Annotated in this window: 11 protein-coding genes and 2 pseudogenes; 9 read left to right on the plus strand and 4 right to left on the minus strand. The window is 72.9% G+C overall.

Annotated features, from left to right (window positions below; genetic code table 11):
• Positions 1 to 162 precede the first annotated feature (162 nt).
• From ABUW04_RS34745 to ABUW04_RS34765, 6 genes and pseudogenes are all read left to right on the plus strand, one after another.
• On the plus strand, positions 163 to 2,640 hold the full coding sequence (locus ABUW04_RS34745; RefSeq protein WP_380568408.1) for a lamin tail domain-containing protein: 2,478 nt from the start codon (positions 163 to 165) through the stop codon (positions 2,638 to 2,640).
• 229 nt (positions 2,641 to 2,869) lie between these two features.
• On the plus strand, positions 2,870 to 4,405 hold the full coding sequence (locus ABUW04_RS34750) for a carboxylesterase/lipase family protein (RefSeq protein ID WP_380568410.1): 1,536 nt from the start codon (positions 2,870 to 2,872) through the stop codon (positions 4,403 to 4,405).
• Positions 4,406 to 4,554: 149 nt separating this feature from the next.
• The gene (locus ABUW04_RS34755) at positions 4,555 to 6,276 is read left to right on the plus strand and encodes a class I adenylate-forming enzyme family protein (RefSeq protein ID WP_380568411.1); all 1,722 of its coding nucleotides are present in this window, start codon (positions 4,555 to 4,557) and stop codon (positions 6,274 to 6,276) included.
• Positions 6,277 to 6,569: 293 nt separating this feature from the next.
• Positions 6,570 to 8,261, plus strand: coding sequence for a hypothetical protein (locus ABUW04_RS34760; RefSeq protein ID WP_380568412.1), 1,692 nt, complete (start codon positions 6,570 to 6,572; stop codon positions 8,259 to 8,261).
• Positions 8,262 to 8,515: 254 nt separating this feature from the next.
• Positions 8,516 to 8,929, plus strand: a pseudogene (locus ABUW04_RS39740) (discoidin domain-containing protein); the annotation flags it as partial.
• Positions 8,930 to 9,004: 75 nt separating this feature from the next.
• A pseudogene (locus ABUW04_RS34765) lies at positions 9,005 to 10,249 on the plus strand (beta-1,3-glucanase family protein); the annotation flags it as partial.
• 71 nt (positions 10,250 to 10,320) lie between these two features.
• Here the strand turns inward: ABUW04_RS34765 and ABUW04_RS34770 are convergent.
• The 3 genes from ABUW04_RS34770 to ABUW04_RS34780 all read right to left on the minus strand — a co-directional run bounded on the left by ABUW04_RS34770 (position 10,321) and on the right by ABUW04_RS34780 (position 15,303).
• A complete protein-coding gene (locus tag ABUW04_RS34770) occupies positions 10,321 to 12,603 on the minus strand; it encodes a molybdopterin-dependent oxidoreductase (RefSeq protein WP_380568414.1) in 2,283 nt (760 codons plus the stop codon).
• Between the two features lie 10 nt (positions 12,604 to 12,613).
• A complete protein-coding gene (locus ABUW04_RS34775) occupies positions 12,614 to 13,777 on the minus strand; it encodes an ARPP-2 domain-containing protein (RefSeq protein ID WP_380568487.1) in 1,164 nt (387 codons plus the stop codon).
• 101 nt (positions 13,778 to 13,878) lie between these two features.
• Positions 13,879 to 15,303: a hypothetical protein gene (locus ABUW04_RS34780; RefSeq protein ID WP_380568415.1), complete on the minus strand. Its 1,425-nt coding sequence runs from the start codon at positions 15,301 to 15,303 to the stop codon at positions 13,879 to 13,881.
• Positions 15,304 to 15,663: 360 nt separating this feature from the next.
• On the opposite strand from ABUW04_RS34780, the gene ABUW04_RS34785 reads away from it, so the two are divergent.
• On the plus strand, positions 15,664 to 17,352 hold the full coding sequence (locus ABUW04_RS34785; protein WP_380568416.1) for a SpoIIE family protein phosphatase: 1,689 nt from the start codon (positions 15,664 to 15,666) through the stop codon (positions 17,350 to 17,352).
• Positions 17,353 to 17,358: 6 nt separating this feature from the next.
• Here the strand turns inward: ABUW04_RS34785 and ABUW04_RS34790 are convergent, their stop codons facing one another.
• Positions 17,359 to 18,099, minus strand: a complete 741-nt coding sequence (locus ABUW04_RS34790) for an NAD(P)-dependent oxidoreductase (protein WP_380568417.1) — start codon at positions 18,097 to 18,099, stop codon at positions 17,359 to 17,361.
• 166 nt (positions 18,100 to 18,265) lie between these two features.
• Here ABUW04_RS34790 and ABUW04_RS34795 point away from each other — a divergent pair, with 166 nt between their 5' ends.
• The gene (locus ABUW04_RS34795; RefSeq protein ID WP_380568418.1) at positions 18,266 to 19,477 is read left to right on the plus strand and encodes a sensor histidine kinase; all 1,212 of its coding nucleotides are present in this window, start codon (positions 18,266 to 18,268) and stop codon (positions 19,475 to 19,477) included.
• On the plus strand, positions 19,474 to 20,160 hold the full coding sequence (locus tag ABUW04_RS34800; RefSeq protein WP_380568419.1) for a response regulator transcription factor: 687 nt from the start codon (positions 19,474 to 19,476) through the stop codon (positions 20,158 to 20,160). The genes ABUW04_RS34795 and ABUW04_RS34800 overlap by 4 nt, the downstream gene beginning before the upstream one ends.
• Positions 20,161 to 20,308: the final 148 nt, after the last annotated feature.

Consider the following 20,308-nt stretch of genomic DNA (forward strand, 5'->3'; position numbering starts at 1 on the left):
CACCTCCCACCGGGGACGATGATCGATCGAAACTTTGTGGCAGCAGTATTCCGAAGTGTCATGCGGGGTTAACCGGAACGGCCCATGATGTGACCTGAATTCGGGTCAGTACTCCCCCGGCACTGCTCCACGTGCATGCTCGGCCCCAGGTCTAGGAGGACCGTGTCCAGATCCCGCGCGCTGCTGGCTGCAACCGCTGCCGCAGCCTCCGTCTGTGCCCTCGCTCTGGTTCCCACCAGCGCCAGCGCCACCGTCTCCGGCGACGTGGTCGTCAACGAGGTCTACGGTGGCGGTGGCAACTCCGGTGCCACACTCACGAACGACTTCATCGAACTGCACAACAACAGCAGCACCGCCGTGGACCTGAGCACCTGGTCGGTCCAGTACATCTCGGCCGCGCCCGGAGCGACGACGACCTGGCAGGTCACCGCGCTGACCGGCAGCATCGCCCCCGGCGGCTCGTACCTGGTCCAGGAGGCCGCCGGCACCGCGGGCACCCAGGCCCTGCCGACCCCGGACGCGACCGGCGCGATCAACATGAGCGGCACCAACGGCACCGTGGCACTGGTCAACTCCCAGACCGCACTGACCTGCAAGACCGCGGCCGACTGCGCCGCCGACACGACCGTCCACGACCTGGTCGGCTACGGCACCGCCGTGGTCCACGAGGGCACCGCGGACGCCCCGGCCGCCAGCAACACCACCTCGGTCTCCCGCGACGCGAACAGCACCGACACCGACCAGAACGGCACCGACTTCAGCGCCGGAACGCCGAGCCCGGTCAACTCCGGTTCGGCGAGCGCCAGTCCGTCCGCCTCGGCCTCCGCGTCGGCCTCCGCCTCCGCGTCCGCCTCGGCGAGCGCCTCCCCGACGGCCACGGCGGGCACCGTCCGGATCCACGACATCCAGGGCACCACCTGGATCTCGCCGCTGAACGGACAGACCGTCAGCAACGTCCCCGGCATCGTCACCGGCGTGCGCGCCTCGGGCAGCACCAAGGGCTTCTGGATCCAGGACCCCAACCCCGACAGCAACCCCGCCACCAGCGAGGGCGTGTTCGTCTACACCGGCTCCGCCCCCACCGTCGCGGTGGGCGACTCGGTGCTGGTCTCCGCCAAGGTCTCCGACTACTACACGCTGGCCAGCGGCACCACCACCGCCAACACCTCGAACCTCTCGGTGACCGAGCTGAGCGCTCCCACCGTGATCACCCTGAGCACCGGCAACGCGCTGCCCGCCGCCATCGTGCTCGGCCCGGACACGGTGCCCAGCACCTACGCCCCCGACCTCGGCGGCGGCAACATCGAGTCCACCCCGATCACCCCCACCCGCTCCGCGCTGGACTACTACGAGTCCATCGAGGGCATGCGGGTCGAGGTCGACGACGCCCGGGTGGTCGGCCCGTCCGACTCCTACGGCGAGCAGTACGTCACCACCAAGCCCACCGAGAAGGTCACCTACCGCGGCGGCACCGAGCTGACGGCGGAGAACGCCACCCCGTCCGGCCGGCTCGAGGTGGTGGCCGACAACGGCACCAACCCCGAGGTCAGCGTGGGTGACACCTTCACCGGCGCGACCATCGGCACCATCGACTACTCCACCTACGGCGGCTACCTGATCGCGGCCACCAGCCTGGGCACCGTGAAGTCGGGCGGCATCGCCCCGGTCGCGGCCAAGGCGGGCTCCGCCAAGGACCTCTCCATCGCCACCTACAACGTGGAGAACCTGGCCCCGCAGAACGCCGACAGCAAGTTCGCGGCGCTGGCCCAGGGCGTGGTCACCAACCTGGCCAAGCCCGACATCATCGCCCTGGAGGAGATCCAGGACAACACCGGCGCCACCGACGACGGCACCGTCGCGGCCGACCAGACCATCGCCAAGCTCACCACCGCCATCGTCGCCGCCGGCGGCCCGCAGTACAGCTACCGCAGCATCGACCCGGTCAACGACCAGGACGGCGGCCAGCCCGGCGGCAACATCCGGGTGGTCTACCTCTTCAACGCCGACCGGGTGAGCTTCGTCGACACCGGCGCCGCCTCGGTGAACCGCTCCACCACCGGCACCCAGGTCTACAAGCTGCACGGCGAGCCCGCGCTGACCCTGTCCCCCGGCCGGGTGGACCCCTCCAGCTACGCCTGGACCTCCAGCCGCAAGCCGCTGGTCGGCGAGTTCTCCTTCAAGGGCAAGCCGGTCTTCGTCATCGCCAACCACTTCGACGCCAAGCTCGGCGACCAGAACGCGGACGGCCGCTACCAGTACCCGCAGCAGACCTCGGCGCTGCAGCGCACCGCCCAGGCCCAGATCCTGCACGACTTCGTCCAGCAGATCCTGGCCATCGACAAGAAGTCCGACGTCGTCGTCCTGGGTGACCTGAACGACTACCAGTTCAGCCCGTCGCTGACCCAGTTGCGCACCGGCACCGGCGACGGCACCGGCAAGTCGATCCTCACCGACCTGATCAGCACGCTGCCGGTGAACGAGCAGTACACCTACGACTACGAGGGCATCTCCGAGGTCCTCGACCACATCCTGGTGACCTCGGGCGTCTCCAAGCCCGTCTACCAGGTGGTCCACGTGAACTCCGAGTTCGCCAACCAGACCAGCGACCACGACCCGCAGGAGGTCCAGTTCAAGCCGTGACCCGGCTGAACTGACCGGACGACACGTCCGACGGCCGGGGCCCCATCCGCGCGAAGCGGGTGGGGCCCTTGGCGTCTCGCGGCCTCCGGCCGTCCGAACGGCACCGCGGCACCGCGGGTGCGCGGGTGCGCGGGTGCGCGGGTTGCGGACCCCGTCGGGGCGGCCCTACGGTCGGGGTGACCAGCGACTGACCACCCATCATGCTGGGTCATTCACAATGGAGATCGCCTTGACGCAGCATGGTGAGCGGACCGTCGTACGGACTGCGCGGGGAGCGGTCCGCGGCGTTCCGGCGGAGGGCGGCGGCGTCGCCTTCAAGGGCATCCCGTACGCGGCACCGCCGTTCGGGGCCAACCGCTTCCGGCCACCGCAGCCGCCGGCGCCGTGGCAGGGCGAGCGCGACGCCACCGGCTACGGGCCGACCGCACCCAAGCCGCCGTACCCGGCGCCGCTGGACAGCCTGCTCCCCGAGGTCGACATCCCCGGCGAGGACTGCCTCAACCTCAACATCTGGGCTCCGGCCGACCGGGAGTCCGGCGGGCGCCCGGTCATGGTCTGGCTGCACGGCGGCGGGTTCACCAACGGCTCGGGCTCCGTCCCCGGCTACGACGGCTCCCGCTTCGCCCGCGACGGCGTGGTCTGCGTCACCGTCAACTACCGCCTGGGGGTGGAGGGTTTCCTCTACCTCGGTGCGGACGACCCGGCCCCGGCCAACCTGGGCCTGGTGGACCAGATCGCCGCGCTGGAGTGGGTCCGGGACAACATCGCCGACTTCGGCGGGGACCCCGGGCAGGTCACCCTTTTCGGCCAGTCGGCCGGGGCGATGAGCATCGGCACACTGCTGGCCGTACCCCGGGCACAGGGCCTGTTCCGGCGGGCGATCCTGCAGAGCGGCGCCGCCCAGCACACCCTCTCCCCCGGCACGGCCGAGCTGGTCGGCCGTCACCTCGCCCGGCGGCTGGGCATCCCGGCCACCCGCGAGGCCTTCGCCGCCGTGCCGTTGGACCGGCTGCTCCCGGTCCAGCGGGGTCTGCGCGGCGAGATCTCGGCCGATCCCGAACCGGAGCGGTGGGGGGAGGCGGCACTCAATCTGATGCCCCTGGAACCCGTCGTGGACGGGGACCTGCTCCCCGTGCCGCCGCTGGAGGCGCTGGCGGCCGGCGGAACCGACGGGGCCACCGCCGGGGTCGACCTGCTGATCGGCTCCAACAGCGACGAGTTCCGCCTCTACCTCACCCCCTCCGGCCTGCTGGACCTGGTGCCCGAGGAGCTGGCCAGGAGGACCGCCGCCGGCTACGGCCTGGACGACCCGGACCGGGCCCTCGCCGTCTACCGCGAGCGGCGGCCCGACGCCTCGCCCGGAGAACTGCTGGCAGCCGTCGCCACCGACTGGTTCTTCCGCATCCCCGCCATCCGCGTGGCCGAGAGCCGCTGGGGGGAGGGCCGTGGCACCGTCCACCTCTACGAGTTCGGCTGGCAGCCGCCCACCTTCGGCGGCCGCCTCGGCGCCTGCCACGTCAGCGAGCTGGGCTTCGTCTTCGACAACCTCCAGGACAAGTCCATGGTCGAGCTGCTCGGCACCGATCCCCCGCAGCGGCTGGCCGACAGCATGCACGCCGCCTGGGTCGCCTTCGCCGCCACCGGCGACCCCGGCTGGCCGGTGTACGACCGCGACCGCCGCGCCACCATGCACTTCGACCTGGAACCCGAGCTGCGGTACGACCCCAGGCCACGGGAGCGCGAGCTCTGGGAGGGCCGCCGGTGAGGCGGGTCGGGCCGAAGGCTGTGCCGTAGCTGTCCGTTCCCTTCCCGGACCGTCGTGCGCTTGCCAGACTGCACGGACGGGACGCCACCGCACCCGGCGTCCCCTCCAGCTGGACCACCAGCGAACCGCGGGAAAGGGGCCGGCCCACGATGCTGCTGCCACCGGGAATGCCGCAGAGCCTGGACTATCCGCACTGCACCGTCGGCGACATCCTCGCCGGGACCGCACCGCGCCACCCGGACCGGGTGGCGCTGCGGGACGGTGAGGAGTCACTGACCTTCGCCGAGCTGTACGACCAGGCGCTGCGCCTGGCCCAGGGGCTGCGGGAGCACGGGGTGAGCCCCGGCGACACGGTGGCCGTGCACCAGCCCAACTCGCTCCGCTTCACCCTCTGTTATTTCGGGGTGCTGCTGGCGGGAGCCGTCGTCAGCCCGCTCAGCCCGCTGCTGCCCGCCGCGCCGCTGGCCGAGCAGCTCGCCGAGGTCTCCGCCGTCGCGGTGATCACCCACCCGGCCGTCGCCCACGTCCTGGCCGAGGCCCGCATCCTGGCCGAGGCCCGCGGCCTGGCCGGCGCCGGCAGCCAGGGCAGCGCCCTGCGGTTCGCCGTCGAGGTCCCGGCCAGCCACGCGGCCCCCGGCCGTCCGCCGGGCACCGTGCAGGGCAACATCCCGCTGGCCGAGCTGCTCACCGCCCGGCCGGCCCCGGCGACCCCGGTCGGCCCCGACGACCTGGCCCATCTCTCCTTCACCGGCGGCACCACGGGCCGCTCCAAGGCCGTGCGGATCCTGCACCGGCACGCGGTCGCCAACGCCCTGCAGATGGGCTGCTGGCGCGGGGCCTCGCTGCCGCGCCTGGACCGGAGCGGCAGGATGTACCTGGAGCAGGTGGCCGCGGCGGTCGGCCCCGGCACCGTACCGATCGGCCGGAGCGTGCTGCTGTCGGTCGCCCCGATGTTCCACGCGATGGGCCTGATCACCCAACTGCTGTGCACCGCCAACGCGACGACCGTGGTGGTCTCCGGCCGCTTCGACCCGGCCCGCTACCTCGCCGAGGCCGAGCGGTGGCAGGTCACCCACCTCGCCGGGTCGCCCGCGCTGTTCCACGCGCTGCTCGCGGCCCCCGGGGTGCACAAGGCCGACCTGTCGTCGGTCCGCCAGGTCAGCTCGGGCGCGGCCCCGCTGGACTCGGAGACCATGGCCCGGCTGCGCGGGCTGCTGCCGCAGGCCGAGATCAGCGAGGGCTACGGGCTCACCGAGGCCACCATGGGGCTCACCGGCCACCCGCCGGAGCAGCCGGCCGCCGCACCCATCGGCAGCGTCGGGGTACCGGTGTTTGACACCGTGATCGAGATCAGGGACCCGGTCACCCGCGCGGTGCTGCCCACCGGCGAGGTCGGCGAGGTCTGGGCACGCGGCCCGCAGATCGCCGACGGCTACCACCACCACCCCGAGCTGACGGCCGAGCAGTTCGTCGACGGCTGGCTGCGCACCGGCGACCTGGGCCGCAGCGACCGCGACGGCTGGCTGTACCTGGTGGGCCGAGCAAAGGACATGCTGATCCACAAGGGTTACAACGTCTATCCGGCCCCGCTGGAGGACCTGCTGCACCGGCACCCCGCTGTCGCGGTGGCAGCGGTGGTCGGCGCCCCCGACCCGGCGGCCGGGGAGATCCCGGTCGCCCATGTGATGCTGCGGACCGGCTACGCCCCCTCCCCCGAACTCGCCGACGAGCTGATGGCGCACGTCGCCGCCGCGGTCGCCCCCTACCAACGGGTCCGCGAGATCCACTTCACCGCCGCACTGCCGCTGTCCGCAGCGGGCAAGATCCTCAAGACGGAGCTCCGACGACTGCACCAGGCGCCGGGGGCGTGAAAATCCGAGCGACCACGTCAACGCGCCCTGGCGCGGGACACAGCACACCCTGAGGTGCATCCAACTCCTCTGGGGCAATAGTGTGATGAGCTGCAGCGGTCCGGTGCTGCCCGGGAGCAGCCGCGGGCTGGCGAATGGACGAACCCTGCGGCATGTTCCGCCGGGGATTGGCAGGGTGCGTGCGCCGCTCGCAAGCGCACCCGTATCGTGTGCGTTCACGCAGCACGGGACCACCGCTGCGCATGATTCTGCCCCGACGCCGCAGTCCTCCCTGCCACGAAGCGGACCTCACCATGACGACGATCGACCTGACTAACACCGACGAGACACCAACGGCCCCGGCGGCCACTCCGAACGATGAGCAGCAGTCGGACGTCCTCTCAGGCGTCCGCGACGACCTGCTCAAGTACTCCGCCCAGGGCGGATTCACCCTGACCGCCGAGACCCACGCCTGGTACGCGGCGGTCGGCACGGTGGCCACCCCCGAAGACGCCCGCGCCGCCTCGACCATCCTCGCCGAGCTGCGCGGACGCGACCTGGCGACCGTCCGCGAGGCCGCCGAGCTGCTCGACTCCTCCACCCCGCTGAGCGGGCTGGACACCGTGGCGGCGGTGGCCGAGGCCGTCGCCCTGCTGCTCCGGGTGCGCGAGACGCTCGCCACGCTGACCCCCGCCGCGTACCGGTCCGCCGACCTGGACCGGCTCTCCGCCGCGACGGCGAGCGGCGCCGACCGCAAGGCGCAGGGCGTGAAGCTGTCCTGGGGCGACCGCCGCGCGCTGGCCAAGGCCGCCCGCAGGCTCGCCGTGTCCAAGCGCACCCGCAAGGCCACCCTGCACTCCGCGATCAACGCCGCGTCGGCGGAGCGGGCGGACTGGGCGGCGCTCGCCCCGGACACCCTGCCGGCGCTGCCGGAGGACGCCGCGGTGCTGGACAGCGCTCCGTCGGTGGACACCGTCCGTACCGGCCTCGCCGTGCTCGGCCAGCTGCTGCCGGACTCCTCGGACCTGGCCGCACTCCCCTTCGCCGAACTGGCCGAGCTGGTCGACCGCCTGGCCGCCGACGAGGGCACCCTCTACCGGCTGCCCACGCTGCGGGCGCTCCGCGACAGCATCGAGGAGCGGGGCCACGGCGAGCTGCTCGCCGAACTGACGGAGCAGCAGGCCGACGCCGACGCGGTCACCGCCGCCTGCGACCGGCACTTCGGGCCTGCGGCCACGGAGCCGGCTGAGGCCGAGGCGGCGGAAGCGGAAGCGGCGGACGCCGAGGTCGTGACCACGACGGTGACCACCACCGCAACCGCCACCGACCTGCTGCCCGCCCCGCGGGCTACGGACGACGCAACAGAGGTCGAGGCAGAGGACACGACTGAGGTCGCCGAGGTCGAAGCCCAAACTGAGGTCGAAGCGGTCGAGGTCGCGGTCGAAGCTGAGGTCGAGGTCGCCGAGGTCGAGGCCGTCGTCGAGGCGGAGACTGAGGTCGAGGTCGAGGCTGAGCCGGTGGCCGAAGCTGAGGCCGAGCCGGTGGCCGAGGTCGAGGCTGAGCCTGTGGCCGCCGCAGTCGAGGCCGAGGACGCTCCGGTCGAAGCCGAGGTGGCCGAGCCTGCCGAGGCGCCCGCCGCCGAGGCGGAGGCTCCCGAGGCCGCGGCCGTCGAGTCCGAGGAGCCTGCCGCCGAGGCCGCCGCCGTGCAGGCACCCGCGCCCGAGGTCGAGACCGCGCCTGTGGTCGAGCCCGTAGCCGAGGCTGAGCCCGAGGCAGTCGAGCCCGCTGTGAAGCGGCCCCGCAAGCCCTCGTTCACCCCGGGCCGTCCGGTCACTGCCTACTCCGCCGACGAGCTCGTCTCGGTCGTGCGCTGGATCGACGGCGACGGCACCGCCCGCACCGAGGACGAGCTCCTCCGCGCCGCGATGAAGGAGCTGGGCTTCTCCCGCCTCGGCCCCCGCATCAAGGAGGCGCTCGGCGCCGCCATCACCGCAGCCCGGGCCTGATCCGATCATCCGAAGCCCCTGGGACCCGGCCGTGCCGGGTCCCAGGGGCTTCGTGGTTCCGCAACAGCGTTTGCGCACAAGGACATTGACACCCGTACAACAACGGCTGTAGACATCGACCACCCCCTTCAGAGAGCGCTCTCAGGGAGGCCCAGGCTCCACAGGACCACCACCCGGTTCAAGGAGAGACCATGTCCACCAGCATCCCTGTCCACCTCCATGCCAGGCGCAGGCCGTACCTTCTCATCGCTCTGATGGTCGCCGTACTCGCCGCTCTCGTCCTGACCGTGTCCCAGTCACCCGCACGGGCAGCAGGCACGCTGCTCTCCCAGGGGAAGCCCGCCACCGCGTCCTCCACCGAGAACGCCACCTTCCCCGCCTCCGCAGCCGTCGACGGCGACACCGGCACCCGCTGGTCCAGCGCCTTCAGCGACCCCCAGTGGATCCAGGTCGACCTCGGCGCGCAGGCGACCGTCAGCCAGGTCGTGCTGCAGTGGGAGACGGCGTACGCCACCGCCTTCCAGATCCAGACCTCCAACGACGGCACCACCTGGACCTCGATCTACTCCACCACCACCGGCACCGGCGGCACCCAGACCCTCAACGTCACCGGCACCGGACGCTACGTCAGGATGTACGGCACCGCCCGCGCCACCGCCTACGGCTACTCCCTCTGGGAGTTCCAGGTGTACGGGACGCCGGCCTCCGCCGGCACCTGCGGGACGGCCAACGCCGCGCTGAACCAGCCGGCCACCGCGTCCTCCACCGAGAACGCCACCTTCCCCGCCTCCGCCGCCGTCGACGGCAACAGCGGAACCCGCTGGTCCAGCGCCTTCAGCGACCCGCAGTGGGTCCAGGTCGACCTCGGCTCCGCGCAGCAGATCTGCCAGGTCGTGCTGCAGTGGGAGGCGGCCTACGCCACCGCCTTCCAGATCCAGACCTCCAACGACGGCACCACCTGGACCTCGATCTACTCCACCACCACCGGCACCGGCGGCACCCAGACCCTCAACGTCACCGGCACCGGACGCTACGTCAGGATGTACGGCACCGCCCGCGCCACCGCCTACGGCTACTCCCTCTGGGAGTTCCAGGTCCACACCGGCGCGTCCGCGACCAGCAGCCCGACCGCCTCCGCCAGTCCGACCAGCTCCACCACGCCGGACCCGAACGGCTTCTGGGGCGACACCAGCACCATCCCGGCGGCCCAGAACGTCGTCGAGGTGAAGATCCTCAACCGCACCAACGGCAAGTACCCCGACAGCCAGGTGTACTGGAGCTTCAACGGCCAGACCCACTCCATCGCCGACCAGCCCTACCTGGACATGCCGGCCAACTCCGCCGGCCGGATGTACTTCTACCTCGGCTCGCCGACCAGCCTGTACTACGACTTCATCGAGTTCACCGTGGGCGCCAACGTCTTCAACGGCAACACCACCCGGGTGGACGCCTTCGGCCTGAAGCTGGCGATGCGGCTGCACGCCAAGGACGGCTACGACGTCCAGGTCGGCGAGAACCAGCAGACCTTCGCCGAGGACCGGTCGGTCACCTTCCAGCGGTTCATCAACGCGGTACCGGCCGAGTTCAAGGTGCTGGCACAGACCCAGGCCCCGTACCGGATCATCGCCCCCGGCAGCGACCCCAGCTTCCAGACCGGCGGCGTCAACGCCAACTACTTCACCGCCTACGCCAACTCGGTCGGCGTCAACGCACCGACCTCCGACATCTTCGGCTGCGCCGGCGTCCTGGCGAGCAACCCGGACGAGTGCGCCGCCCTCAACCGCCACGTGGCCACCCTGCCCGCGGCCCAGCAGTCCGACCCCACCCAGTACTACCTCGCCGCCCCCGCCAACTACTACGCCAAGTTCTGGCACGACAACGACATCAACAACCTCGCCTACGGCTTCCCCTACGACGACGTCGCCGGCCAGTCCTCCTTCATCTCCCACTCCGACCCGCAGTGGCTGGAGGTGGCCGTCGGCTGGTAGCCCGGCCCTGACGACCGGTACGAACCGTCCGACCAGGTGCCCCGTCCCCCACCAGGGGGGCGGGGCACCGCTCATGGCGCGGCGGCGACCGCCCGCACCACTTCCACCGGGATTCCGTTGAGGACAGCGGTTCCTGACAGGACATCAAGCGGCGCCTCGTCGGTCAACAGGTTGCTGTTGACGCCCGGCTCGCGGGCGGCGAGGGGCAGCCGGGTGGCCGGGTCGTCGTGGCCCCAGCCGTGCGGAAGACTGACCACTCCCGGCATGACGGCGTCGGTGACCTCGGCCTCGGCGTGGAGTTCGCCGACCCGGGAGCGGACCTGGACCTGCTGGCCGGTGTCGATGCCGAGGCGTTCGGCGTCCTGCGGGTGCAGCTGCAGGGTGCAGCGGTTGCTGCCGCCGGCGAGCAGCGGGACGTTGTGCATCCACGAGTTGTTGGAGCGCAGCTGCCTGCGGCCGATCAGCAGCAGGCCGTCGGCCGGCGCCGAGCCGAGCTCGGCGAGATGGTCGGCCAGCCGGGCGGCCTCGGCGAGCAGCTGCGGGGGCGCGAGTTCGACCCGGCCGCTGGGGGTGCGCAGGACTCCGGGCAGGCGCGGGCGCAGCGGTCCCAGGTCCAGGCCGTGCGGGGCGGCGGCCAGAGCGTCCAGGCTGAGGCCCTCCGGTTTGGCGCCGAAGCCGTCCCCGTACGGGCCGCCGCGCAGCATCAGGTCGAGCAGGCGCTCCTGCCGGGTGCGGTGGGCGACGGCGGCCAGCAGGTCCCCGGGGTCGCGGCCGTGGGCCGGGGAGGAGGGGTCGGCGGCGATCCGGCGGGCGGTGTCGGAGGCGGTGAGGTCGTCGAGCTGCTGCGCGGTGACGCTGCCGCCGAGCGCGGCCGCGGCCAGTCGCAGCAGCACCTCGGACTCGTCCAGCTCGCCGGGGCCGAGCGGCACGCTCGGGGGTGACCAGTGGGCGGTGTTGCGGATCGAGAAGGAGGCGAACACCAGGTCGTAGTGGCTGCGCGCGAGCGGCGAGGCGGCCGGCAGCACGACGTGGGCGTGCCGGGTCGTCTCGTTGAGGTAGGCGTCCACGCTGACCATGGCGTCCAGCGAGGCCAGCGCCGCGCCGAGGCGGGCGCTGTTGGGTGTCGACAGGACCGGATTGCCCGCGACGGTGACCAGGCCGCGCAGCCGGGTGCCGTCGGCCGCCGACGGTGTGTCGATCTCCTCGGCCAGCGCCCCGGCCGGAAACTCGCCGAAGACGCTGGGGAGTCCCCGGACCCGGGTGCGGCGCGAGCCCGGCACCCGCACGCCGCGTCCCCGTCCGGGCTCGCCGGTGGTGGTGGGCGAACCGGCCGCCGGCTCGGGCCACATCACCCCGCCGGGCCGGTCCAGGTTCCCGGTCAGGGTGTTGACGACGTCGACCAGCCAGCTGGCCGCGGTGCCGTAGGCGGTGGTGGTGGTCCCGATCCGGCCGTAGACGGCGGCGCTGGGGGCGGCGGCCAGCTCCTCGGCGATCCTGCGGATGGTCCCGGCCGGGATCCGGGTCGCGACGGCGACCGCCTCGGGGGTGAACGGCTTGAGGGCGTCGCCGAGTTCGGCCAGTCCGTTGAGGTACGGGGTCACCCGGGGGCCCGGGTCGGCCAGTCCCTCCTCGACCAGGGTCCGGGCGATCCCGGCCAGCAGCAGCGCGTCCGTGCCCGGGCGGATGGCCAGGTACTCGTCGGCGATCTCCGCGGTACGGGTGCGGCGCGGGTCGACCACGACCAGCCGTCCGCCGCGCCGGCGCAGCGCCCGCAGCCGGCCGGGCAGGTCGGGCGCGGTGAGCAGGCTGCCGTTGGACACCATCGGGTTGGCGCCGAGGACCAGCAGGTAGTCGGTGCGGTCCAGGTCCGGGACGGCGATGGACAGCTCGGTCCCGAACATCAGCCCGGAGGCGACCTGCTTGGGCATCTGGTCGACGGTGCTGGCGCTGAAGCGGTAGCCGGTGCCGAGGGCCTGGATCAGAGTCCGGCTGTAGAGGCTGAGCCCGAGGTTGTGCACCACCGGATTGCCCAGGTAGACGCCGACGCTGTCGGCGCCGTGCTGCCGCAGCAGTGGCGCCAGCAGCCGTCCGGCCTCGGCGAACGCCTCGTCCCAGCCCACCTCGGTCCAGCTGCTGCCGCGCCGGACCAGCGGGGTGCGCAACCGGTCCGGGTCGGCGTGCAGCTGGCCGAGGGCGACGCCCTTGGGGCAGATGTAACCGCGGCTGAACGGGTCCTCGGCGTCCCCACGCACCCCGATCGCCTCGCCGGCGCCCTCAGGGCCGGGACCGATGGTGACGGTGAGCCCGCAGGTCGCCTCGCACAGCGGGCAGGTGCGGTGCGTGGTGGCAGTCATGCGCGCGAGCCTAGTCCCGGGGTGCGGACGGACGGAACGGTGCGGAACCACGGGCTCGCTTGCGGTAGCCGTCCAGGATGTCCTGGCGGAGCAGGAAGCCGAAGCCCGCCGACTCCAGGCGCAGGCCCAACTGCTCCTCGGTGATCGAGAGTTCGGCTGCGGTCCGGCCCAGGTGCCAGTCGTGGGCGGCCAGCCGGTCGAGCAGGTGGCCGCGGCGGACCTGGGCCTCGGAGAGCCGGAAGGTCTTCAGGTACACCACCCGGCCGGACTCGTCGGTGATGGTCTCGCCGATGTGGCTCTCCTGCTTGGGCCGGAACTCCGGCAGGAAGCGGGAGAGCGTGAAGCGGCCCATCCGGTACACCTGCTGCGAGGTGTGGGCGGCGTCCAGCAGGCCGCCGGCCATGGCCGAGTCGTGGAAGCCGGTCCACTCCCGTTCCTGCCGCTCGGCGGCCGCGCGCAGGTCGGCGAGCGAGCGGACCTCGGTGTCGCGGATCCGGGCGCGGAAGTCCGGCAGCGGCATCATCAGCGTGGCGCCGTGGTGGACCTGCTCGCCGTAGAGGTCCTGCACCAGGGTCGGATGCAGTGCGCGGTAGTCGGCGGGGTGCGGCACCGCGAAGGCCGCGGTGAGCGAGTCGGCCACGTAGAGCAGCACCCCGCACTGGCCGGGGTGGATCTCGAACACCCGGAGCGCGTCGGCCAGCCCCCGCACCTCGGCCCCGGTGCAGGCCTCCTCGACCCGCGGCGAGAGGCCGCGCCGGACCGCCTGCTGCGACCACTGCTCCCAGACCACCGTGGGACCGCCGAAGTGCAGGGCCAGGTAGCCCTCCAGGGCGAGGTGCAGCGGCAGGAAGCGCAGCCGGTTGCGCTCCTCGCGGCGGGCCAGCTTGCGGTGGAAGCGCAGGGGCATGCCGCTCGGCCGGTCGGTCCCCAGCTGGGTGCCGTAGGCGGCGACGGGGGACCCGTCGCCGGTCCAGTCCGCGACGAAGCCGTGCGGGATGTAGGAGAGGTAGTGATCGCGCGGAGCGAGCTCGACCAAGCCGACCCCGTCGCCGTAGGCCCGCCGGTGCAGCCGCAGGTCGGTGACCGGCTCCTCGCGCAGCAGCGGGACCAGCCGGATCCCGCCCCAGACCTGCGAGGGGCCCGCGGTCAGCCCGGTCAGGTCCGAGGTGGTCAGGTCCGAGGTGGTCAGGTCCGAGGTGGTCAGGTCCGAGGTGGTCAGGTCCGAGGTGGTCAGGTCCGAGGTGGTCAGGTCCGACGTGGTCAGGTCCGATGTGGTCATGTCGTCACCTCCGTGAACGTGGCCGTCCTGGCTGCCAGATGCTGCGTCAACTCGGCCAGCCCGGTGCGCCCTTCGGCGAACGCGGCCAGTTCGACCAGGGCCGGGAGGTCCTCCGCGTCGCGGATGCCCGCGGTCGGCACGGTCGGGGCCAGTCGGCGCACGTCGAAGCCCTCGGCGTCGTAGACCGGGTTGAGGTGGACGATGCTGGTGCTCCGGTCCGGGTCCAGGCGGGTGCGCCAGATCCGCAGCACCTCGGCGGCCAGCCCGGGCGGCGCGTTGTCCCAGCCGTCGGAGACGATCAGGATCCGGTCGGGCCGGGTGTCCAGGGCGTCGACGATCCGCCGCCCCAGCGGTGTGGCGCCGAACGGGCGGCTGAGCAGCGGGTCGTCACTCCCGGAGGTCCACAGCGGGGTGTAGTCGGCGGCGAGCGCCTGCAGCAGGTAGTGGCAGGCCAGCGCCACCGCCAGCGGACGGCGGCGCTTCTGCCCCGAGCCGGAGGCGGAGTAGCTGTCGTCCAGGACGGCGGCGACCCGGCCCCAGCTGCCCTGCTGCGGTCCGGCCGCACGCCGGGCGGCGCTGCGCAGGGCGGCGGTCAGCTCGGCGCGGCGGGTCACCCGGTCGGCCGGCGCCAGCGCCAGCACGTACGTGGCCAGCCGGGTGAGCGGCATCCGGGACAGGTCGGCCCGGACCGCCCCGGCCCGGTGCCCGCGGCCGGACTCCTGCAGCCGCAGCTGCTCCAGCCGGGTCATCCGGGGCGCGATGCGCTCCAGGAAGTCGCCCCTGGCGATGCCGCGCCTGGCGGCGAAGCCCTCGGCCACGGTGTACGGCAGCTCGTACAGGGCGGCCTGCTCGTAGTGGGCCCGGCGCCAAGTGTCCAGGATCGGCGTGGCGAACCGGGCCGGGGTGCGCGCGGCGAAGAAGAACGTGCCCAACTCCTCGGAGGCGGGCGCCAGATGGGCGTGCCGCAGGGCCTCCTTGAGACCGCCGCGGTACTTGACGGCGTCGAACGCCGGGTCGGGCCGGGCGGCGATCCAGTCCCGGACGACGGCCCGGGTCCTGCGGTTGTTGACCTTGGCCTGCCGCAGCGCCCGGAACAGCCGGTACACCCGCTGCGGCGGCAGCAGCACGAGCCGACGGGCGATCAGACGGCCCTCGACGCGGCGCTGCTCGGCGGTGGCCTCGCGCCCGCTCGCCAGCAGCCGATGGATGATCAGGGCCGCGTTGTGGTCGTTGATGTCCAGGGCGAGGGCGGCCGCGTAGAGCTCGCGGTAGTTGCCCAGCATGTAGGCGTGCAGGAAGTCGAGGGAGAGCCGCTGCTCCTCGGTGCCGGTGTGGAACTCGCGCTGGCCGGTCGCCGTGATCGCGGCATTGACGAACAGCAGGACGTCCTCGGCCGCGACCAGATCGTGCTGAGTCTCCATCAGGCCCCCGTCGCCGTCCCCGCCCCGATCGCCCCGGTCGCTCGGTCGATCCGGTCGCCCCGGGTGCCGGCCGGGGAATGGGGGCACGAACTGCGAATCATTGCTTCATAGGCACGTTCCGGAAGTCGCACCGTAGTCCCGCGGCCGGCCCGCCGACCGTAGCAGACCCGGCCGCCGGGCTTCCCGGGCTTTTCCGCGAGCCAGAAGCGCTGGTCGCGGGTGGTTCGGTTACCGTGAGGCGGCATCCGATGGCGAGGAGGGATCCGCAGTGCTCGGCCGAGAGAGCTGTACCCGGTTGCAGTCCGATCGCGGCAGGTCCGCTCCCGGGACGCGGCCGGCCGTCGTCGTGGACCGTCCGCCGTGCTGAGCGACGCCTCCTCGCCGCTGGCCCAGGAGATCCTGCGGCAGATGCTGGACGGCACCACGGCCGGCGTCGCGGTGCTGGACCGCGAGCTGCGCTACTCCTACGTCAACCCCACCCTGGCCCTGATGAACGGGGTGCCCTCGGAGCAGCACCTCGGCCGCACCATCGGCGAGGTGGTGCCAGGCATCGACGCCAGGGAGGACGTACTGCGCCAGGTGCTGGACGACGGCATCCCCAGGGAGGTCACCTCCAGCGGCCACACCAGGGCCGGATCCGACCGGGAGCGGCGCTACTGGCACGGCGCGTACCACCGCATCGAGGACGACGGCCAGGTGCTGGGCGTCATCGGCATCGTGCTGGAGGTCACCGACGCCCGGGAGCAGCAGCGCGACCTGGAGGAGGCCCGGGCCAGGCTGTCGATGCTGGACCGGGCCGCCACCGTGATCGGCACCACCCTGGACATGGACACCACCTGCGAGGAGCTGGCCTCCTTCCTGGTGCCGGACGTCGCCGACATCGCCACGGTGGAGGTGATCCCGGTGGACGGCACCACCGAGCTGCGGCCGCCGCCCCCGGGGGTGCTGCGGCTGCGCCGCGCGGCGATGGCGGTGCTGCCGCGGCTGCGCGAGCGGTCGCGGGCCTTCGAGGCCCCGGGCCAGTACGTGGACTACCAGCCCGGATCGGCCATCCCCCGCTGCCTGGCCAGCGGCCGGCCGATCGTGGAGAACCTGCCGAACGACGAGGCGCTGAGCCGCTCCGCACCCGACCCGCAGCGGGTGACCCGCTACCGGGAGGCGGGCATCCACTCGGCGATGGTGATCCCGCTCTCGGCGCGGGGGGCGCCGGTGGGCACCCTCACCATGGTCCGCTCGGGCGGCTCCCCCGCCTTCACCGACCAGGACGTCGTCACCGCCCAGGACCTGGCCGGGCGCGCCGCGATCAGCCTGGACAACGCCCGCCGCTACACCCGCGAGCACCACATCGCGCTGCAGCTGCAGCGCGCCCTGCTGTCCGGTCCCAGCCATCCGCATCCGGACCTGGAGATCGCCACCCGCTACCTGCCCTCGGGCACCAGTGCGCTGGTGGGCGGGGACTGGTTCGACAGCGTCCGGCTGTCCCAGGAGCGGACCCTGCTGGTGATCGGCGACGTCATGGGCCACGGCGTCGCGGCGGCCGTGGACATGAGCCACTACAGCGCGATGCTGCGGGTGGTCGCCGACGAGGGGCTGCCGCCGCACGAGATCCTGCGGCGCATGGACGCGCTGATGGCCCGGGTGGCCGGGGAGCGTCCGGCGACCTGCCTGCTGGCCCTGGTCGACTCCCGGCACGGCACCTGCACCTACGCCAGCGCCGGCCACCTGCCGCCCGCGGTGGTGGACCGGGGCAACCGGGTACGGCTGGTGGACGTGCCGCCCGGTCCGCCGCTGGGCACCGGGCAGGGCGGCTACGCCTCGTTCACCCGGCCCTGCGTCGGCGGGGACACCCTGCTGATGTACACCGACGGCCTGGTGGAGCGGCGCGGCGAGGACATCGACCGCTCGCTGCAACGGCTGACGGAGCTTCAACTCCCGGACGACCCACCGCTGGACCAGCTGCTGGACGACCTCCTGGAGCAGCTGATGGGCTACGGCACCGACGCCGAGGACGACGTCGCCGTGCTCGCGGCCCGGTTCACACCGCGCTGAGGGCGCCTAGGCTGTCCCCTCCGCCACCGTCGCCCCCTGCTTCTCCTTCTTCTTCCCGCCCATCGCCTCGTTGCGGATGATGTCGAGGAAGCTCGGCGTCCCCTGCTCGGTGCGCACCTCGACCACCGCGCGTGGATCCAGGCCGTCGACGACCTGGCGCAGCAGCGCGTTGGCCAGGTCGCTGCGCGAGGTGAACCGGCCGGGCAGCCGCGGTCCGGCGGCCATCCGGTAGCGGCTGACGGCCGGGGCGTCGAAGAGCCCGGCCGGACGGACCACGGTCCAGTCGCAGTCGCTGCGGCTGACGATCTCCTCGCCGCGGCGCATGTCCTCGTAGACGGTGCGCCCCACGTAGCCGACGATGAACGGCTCCAGCACCTTGCGGAAGAACAGCCCCTCGCCGGGGGACTCCTCCCCCGAGACCGAGGTCGAGGTGACGCAGGCCAGCCGGGCCACGCCGTGCCCGGCCATGGCCCGGGTGATGTGGGTGAGCCCGACCGAGTACACCGTGACCGGCTTGCGGCCGAACGGCACCCCGAGCGTCGAGACCACCGCGTCCTGGCCCGCCACCGCCTCCTTGACCGCGACCGGGTCGTACACGTCCGCGCCGACCACCCGCAGCAGCGGGCCGCCGGGCGGAAAGGACCCGGGCCGCCGGGTGACGGCGGTCACCGCATGCCCCTCGTCGAGGGCCTGCTGCACCATCTGCCGGCCGGTCGGACCGTTGGCGCCGAAGACGACGATCTTCATCTGTGTTCCCTTCTCAGGACGGAACTCCCTCACCGCCCTGTCGCCCGCGGACCACCGGATGTGACCGCAACGGCGGACGGGGGTCCCGCCTACCGCAGCCGTGGTATCCGGGTGCTCCTGCCGTCGGATGATGTGACCGCCGCCTGCTGCCGCCTACGGTGAAGTCGTGGAGATCCGTCGCTCACTGCGCCGGGCGGGCCCGGGAGCGGCGATCCTCGCCCTGGTCCTGGCCCAGGGCGCTTCCTCGGGGCGCCTCGGCGCGCCCCTGTTCCTGGCACCCTCGGTGCTGGTGTGCGCCGCGCTGGCCTGGCGCTGCGACCGACCGGCCGCGGTACTGGCCGCGGTCTGCGTCGGGGTGGGGGTGTACCTGGGCGCCGGCAACCCCTACGGTCCGGTGCTGATCGCGGTGGCGGTGGCGCTGTTCTCGGTGGCCCGGCTGGTGGGGCGGAAGTTCGCGGTGTACGCGGCGGTGGCGGCCACCCTGCTGATCGTGGGGACGGTGATGGCGGCGCAGGCCGACGACCCGTTCAGCTCCACCGACTTCCTCCCGGTCCCCTGGCTCGCCCTCGCGGTGGCCAGCGGCGACGCGGTCCGCAACAAGCAGGCCTACCTGGCCGAGGTGGAGGAGCGTGCGGCACGCGCCGAGCGCACCCGCGAGGAGGAGGCGCTGCGCCGGGTCGCCGAGGAGCGGCTGCGGATCGCCCGCGAGCTGCACGATGTGCTGGGCCATCACATCGCGCTGGTCAGCGTGCAGGCCGGGGTCGCCGCCCACATCATCGACGCCCAGCCGGAGCAGGCGAAGTCCGCCCTCGGCCACATCCAGCGGGCCAGCCGGGCCGCGCTGGACGAACTCCGGGTCACCGTCGGACTGCTGCGCCGCCCCGAGGACGCCGTCCCCACCGATCCGCTGCCCGGCCTGGGGTCGCTCGACGAACTCACCGACGACTGCGAGAGCGCCGGGCTGCGGGTGGTCACCGTCACCGAGGGGGCGGTGCGGCAGTTGCCGGCCGCGGTGGACCTGACCGCCTACCGGGTGGTCCAGGAGGCGCTGACCAACGCCAGGAAGCACGCCGGGCCGGCCGCCGTCGAGGTCCGCATCGGCTACGACCCGGAACGGCTCCGGGTCACCGTCCGGGACAACGGCCGGGGGACACCGCCGCCGGAAGCCACCGATCCCGGCAGCACCGATCCCGGGACCACCGGCCAGGGCACGATCGGCCACGGCACCACCGATCCCGGCACCACCGGCCACGGCCTGGTCGGTATGCGGGAGCGCGCCGCTGCGCTCGGCGGCACCATCGTGGCCGGTCCGCACCACGACGGCGGCTTCCAGGTGCACCTCGAACTACCGATACGACAGGGGGAGTTCGCATTGTGACCGTACGGGTGCTGATCGCCGACGACCAGGCGCTGCTCCGGGACGCCTTCCGGGTGCTGCTCGACTCCGCCCCCGACCTGGAGGTGGTCGGCGAGGCCGCCGACGGGCACGAGGCGGTGGAGCTCGCCCGGGACCGCCGCGCCGACGTGGTGCTGATGGACATCCGGATGCCGGGGCTGGACGGGCTCACCGCCACCCGGCTGATCTGCGCCGACGAGGACCTGGCCGGGGTGCGGGTGCTGATCCTCACCACCTTCGAGATCGACGACTACGTGGTGGAGGCGCTCCGCGCCGGAGCCAGCGGCTTCCTCGGCAAGGGCGCCGCCGCCCATGAACTGCTGGACGCGGTACGGCTGGTGGCCGCCGGGGAGGCCCTGCTGTCGCCCAACGCGGTCAAGGGTCTGATCTCCCGTTTCCTGGCCCAGCCGGAACGCGCGGTGGAGACCTCCCAGGTCCGGCTGGAGACGCTGACCGACCGGGAGCGGGAGGTGCTCGCCCTGGTCGCCACCGGGCTCACCAACGACGAGATCGCCGACACCCTCCACCTCAGCCCGCTCACCGTGAAGACCCATGTCAACCGGTCGATGACCAAGCTCGGCGCCCGAGACCGGGCGCAACTGGTCGTCGTCGCCTACGAGACCGGTCTGGTCCGGGTGGGTGGCGCGCTACCGCGCCCGCGGTAGCCGCGGCGGCCCGCCGGTGGAGGACGACAGCGACTCCGCCGGCCTGTGATCGTGACATAGCGGCCGCCGCCCCCGTGGTGCTCAACCCGACGGCGGCGGCCGCACTCTGATTGACCGTCACATCACCCTGACCGCCCACGGATGGGAC

The organism is Streptacidiphilus jeojiensis (assembly GCF_042510965.1).
GTDB lineage: Bacteria > Actinomycetota > Actinomycetes > Streptomycetales > Streptomycetaceae > Streptacidiphilus > Streptacidiphilus jeojiensis.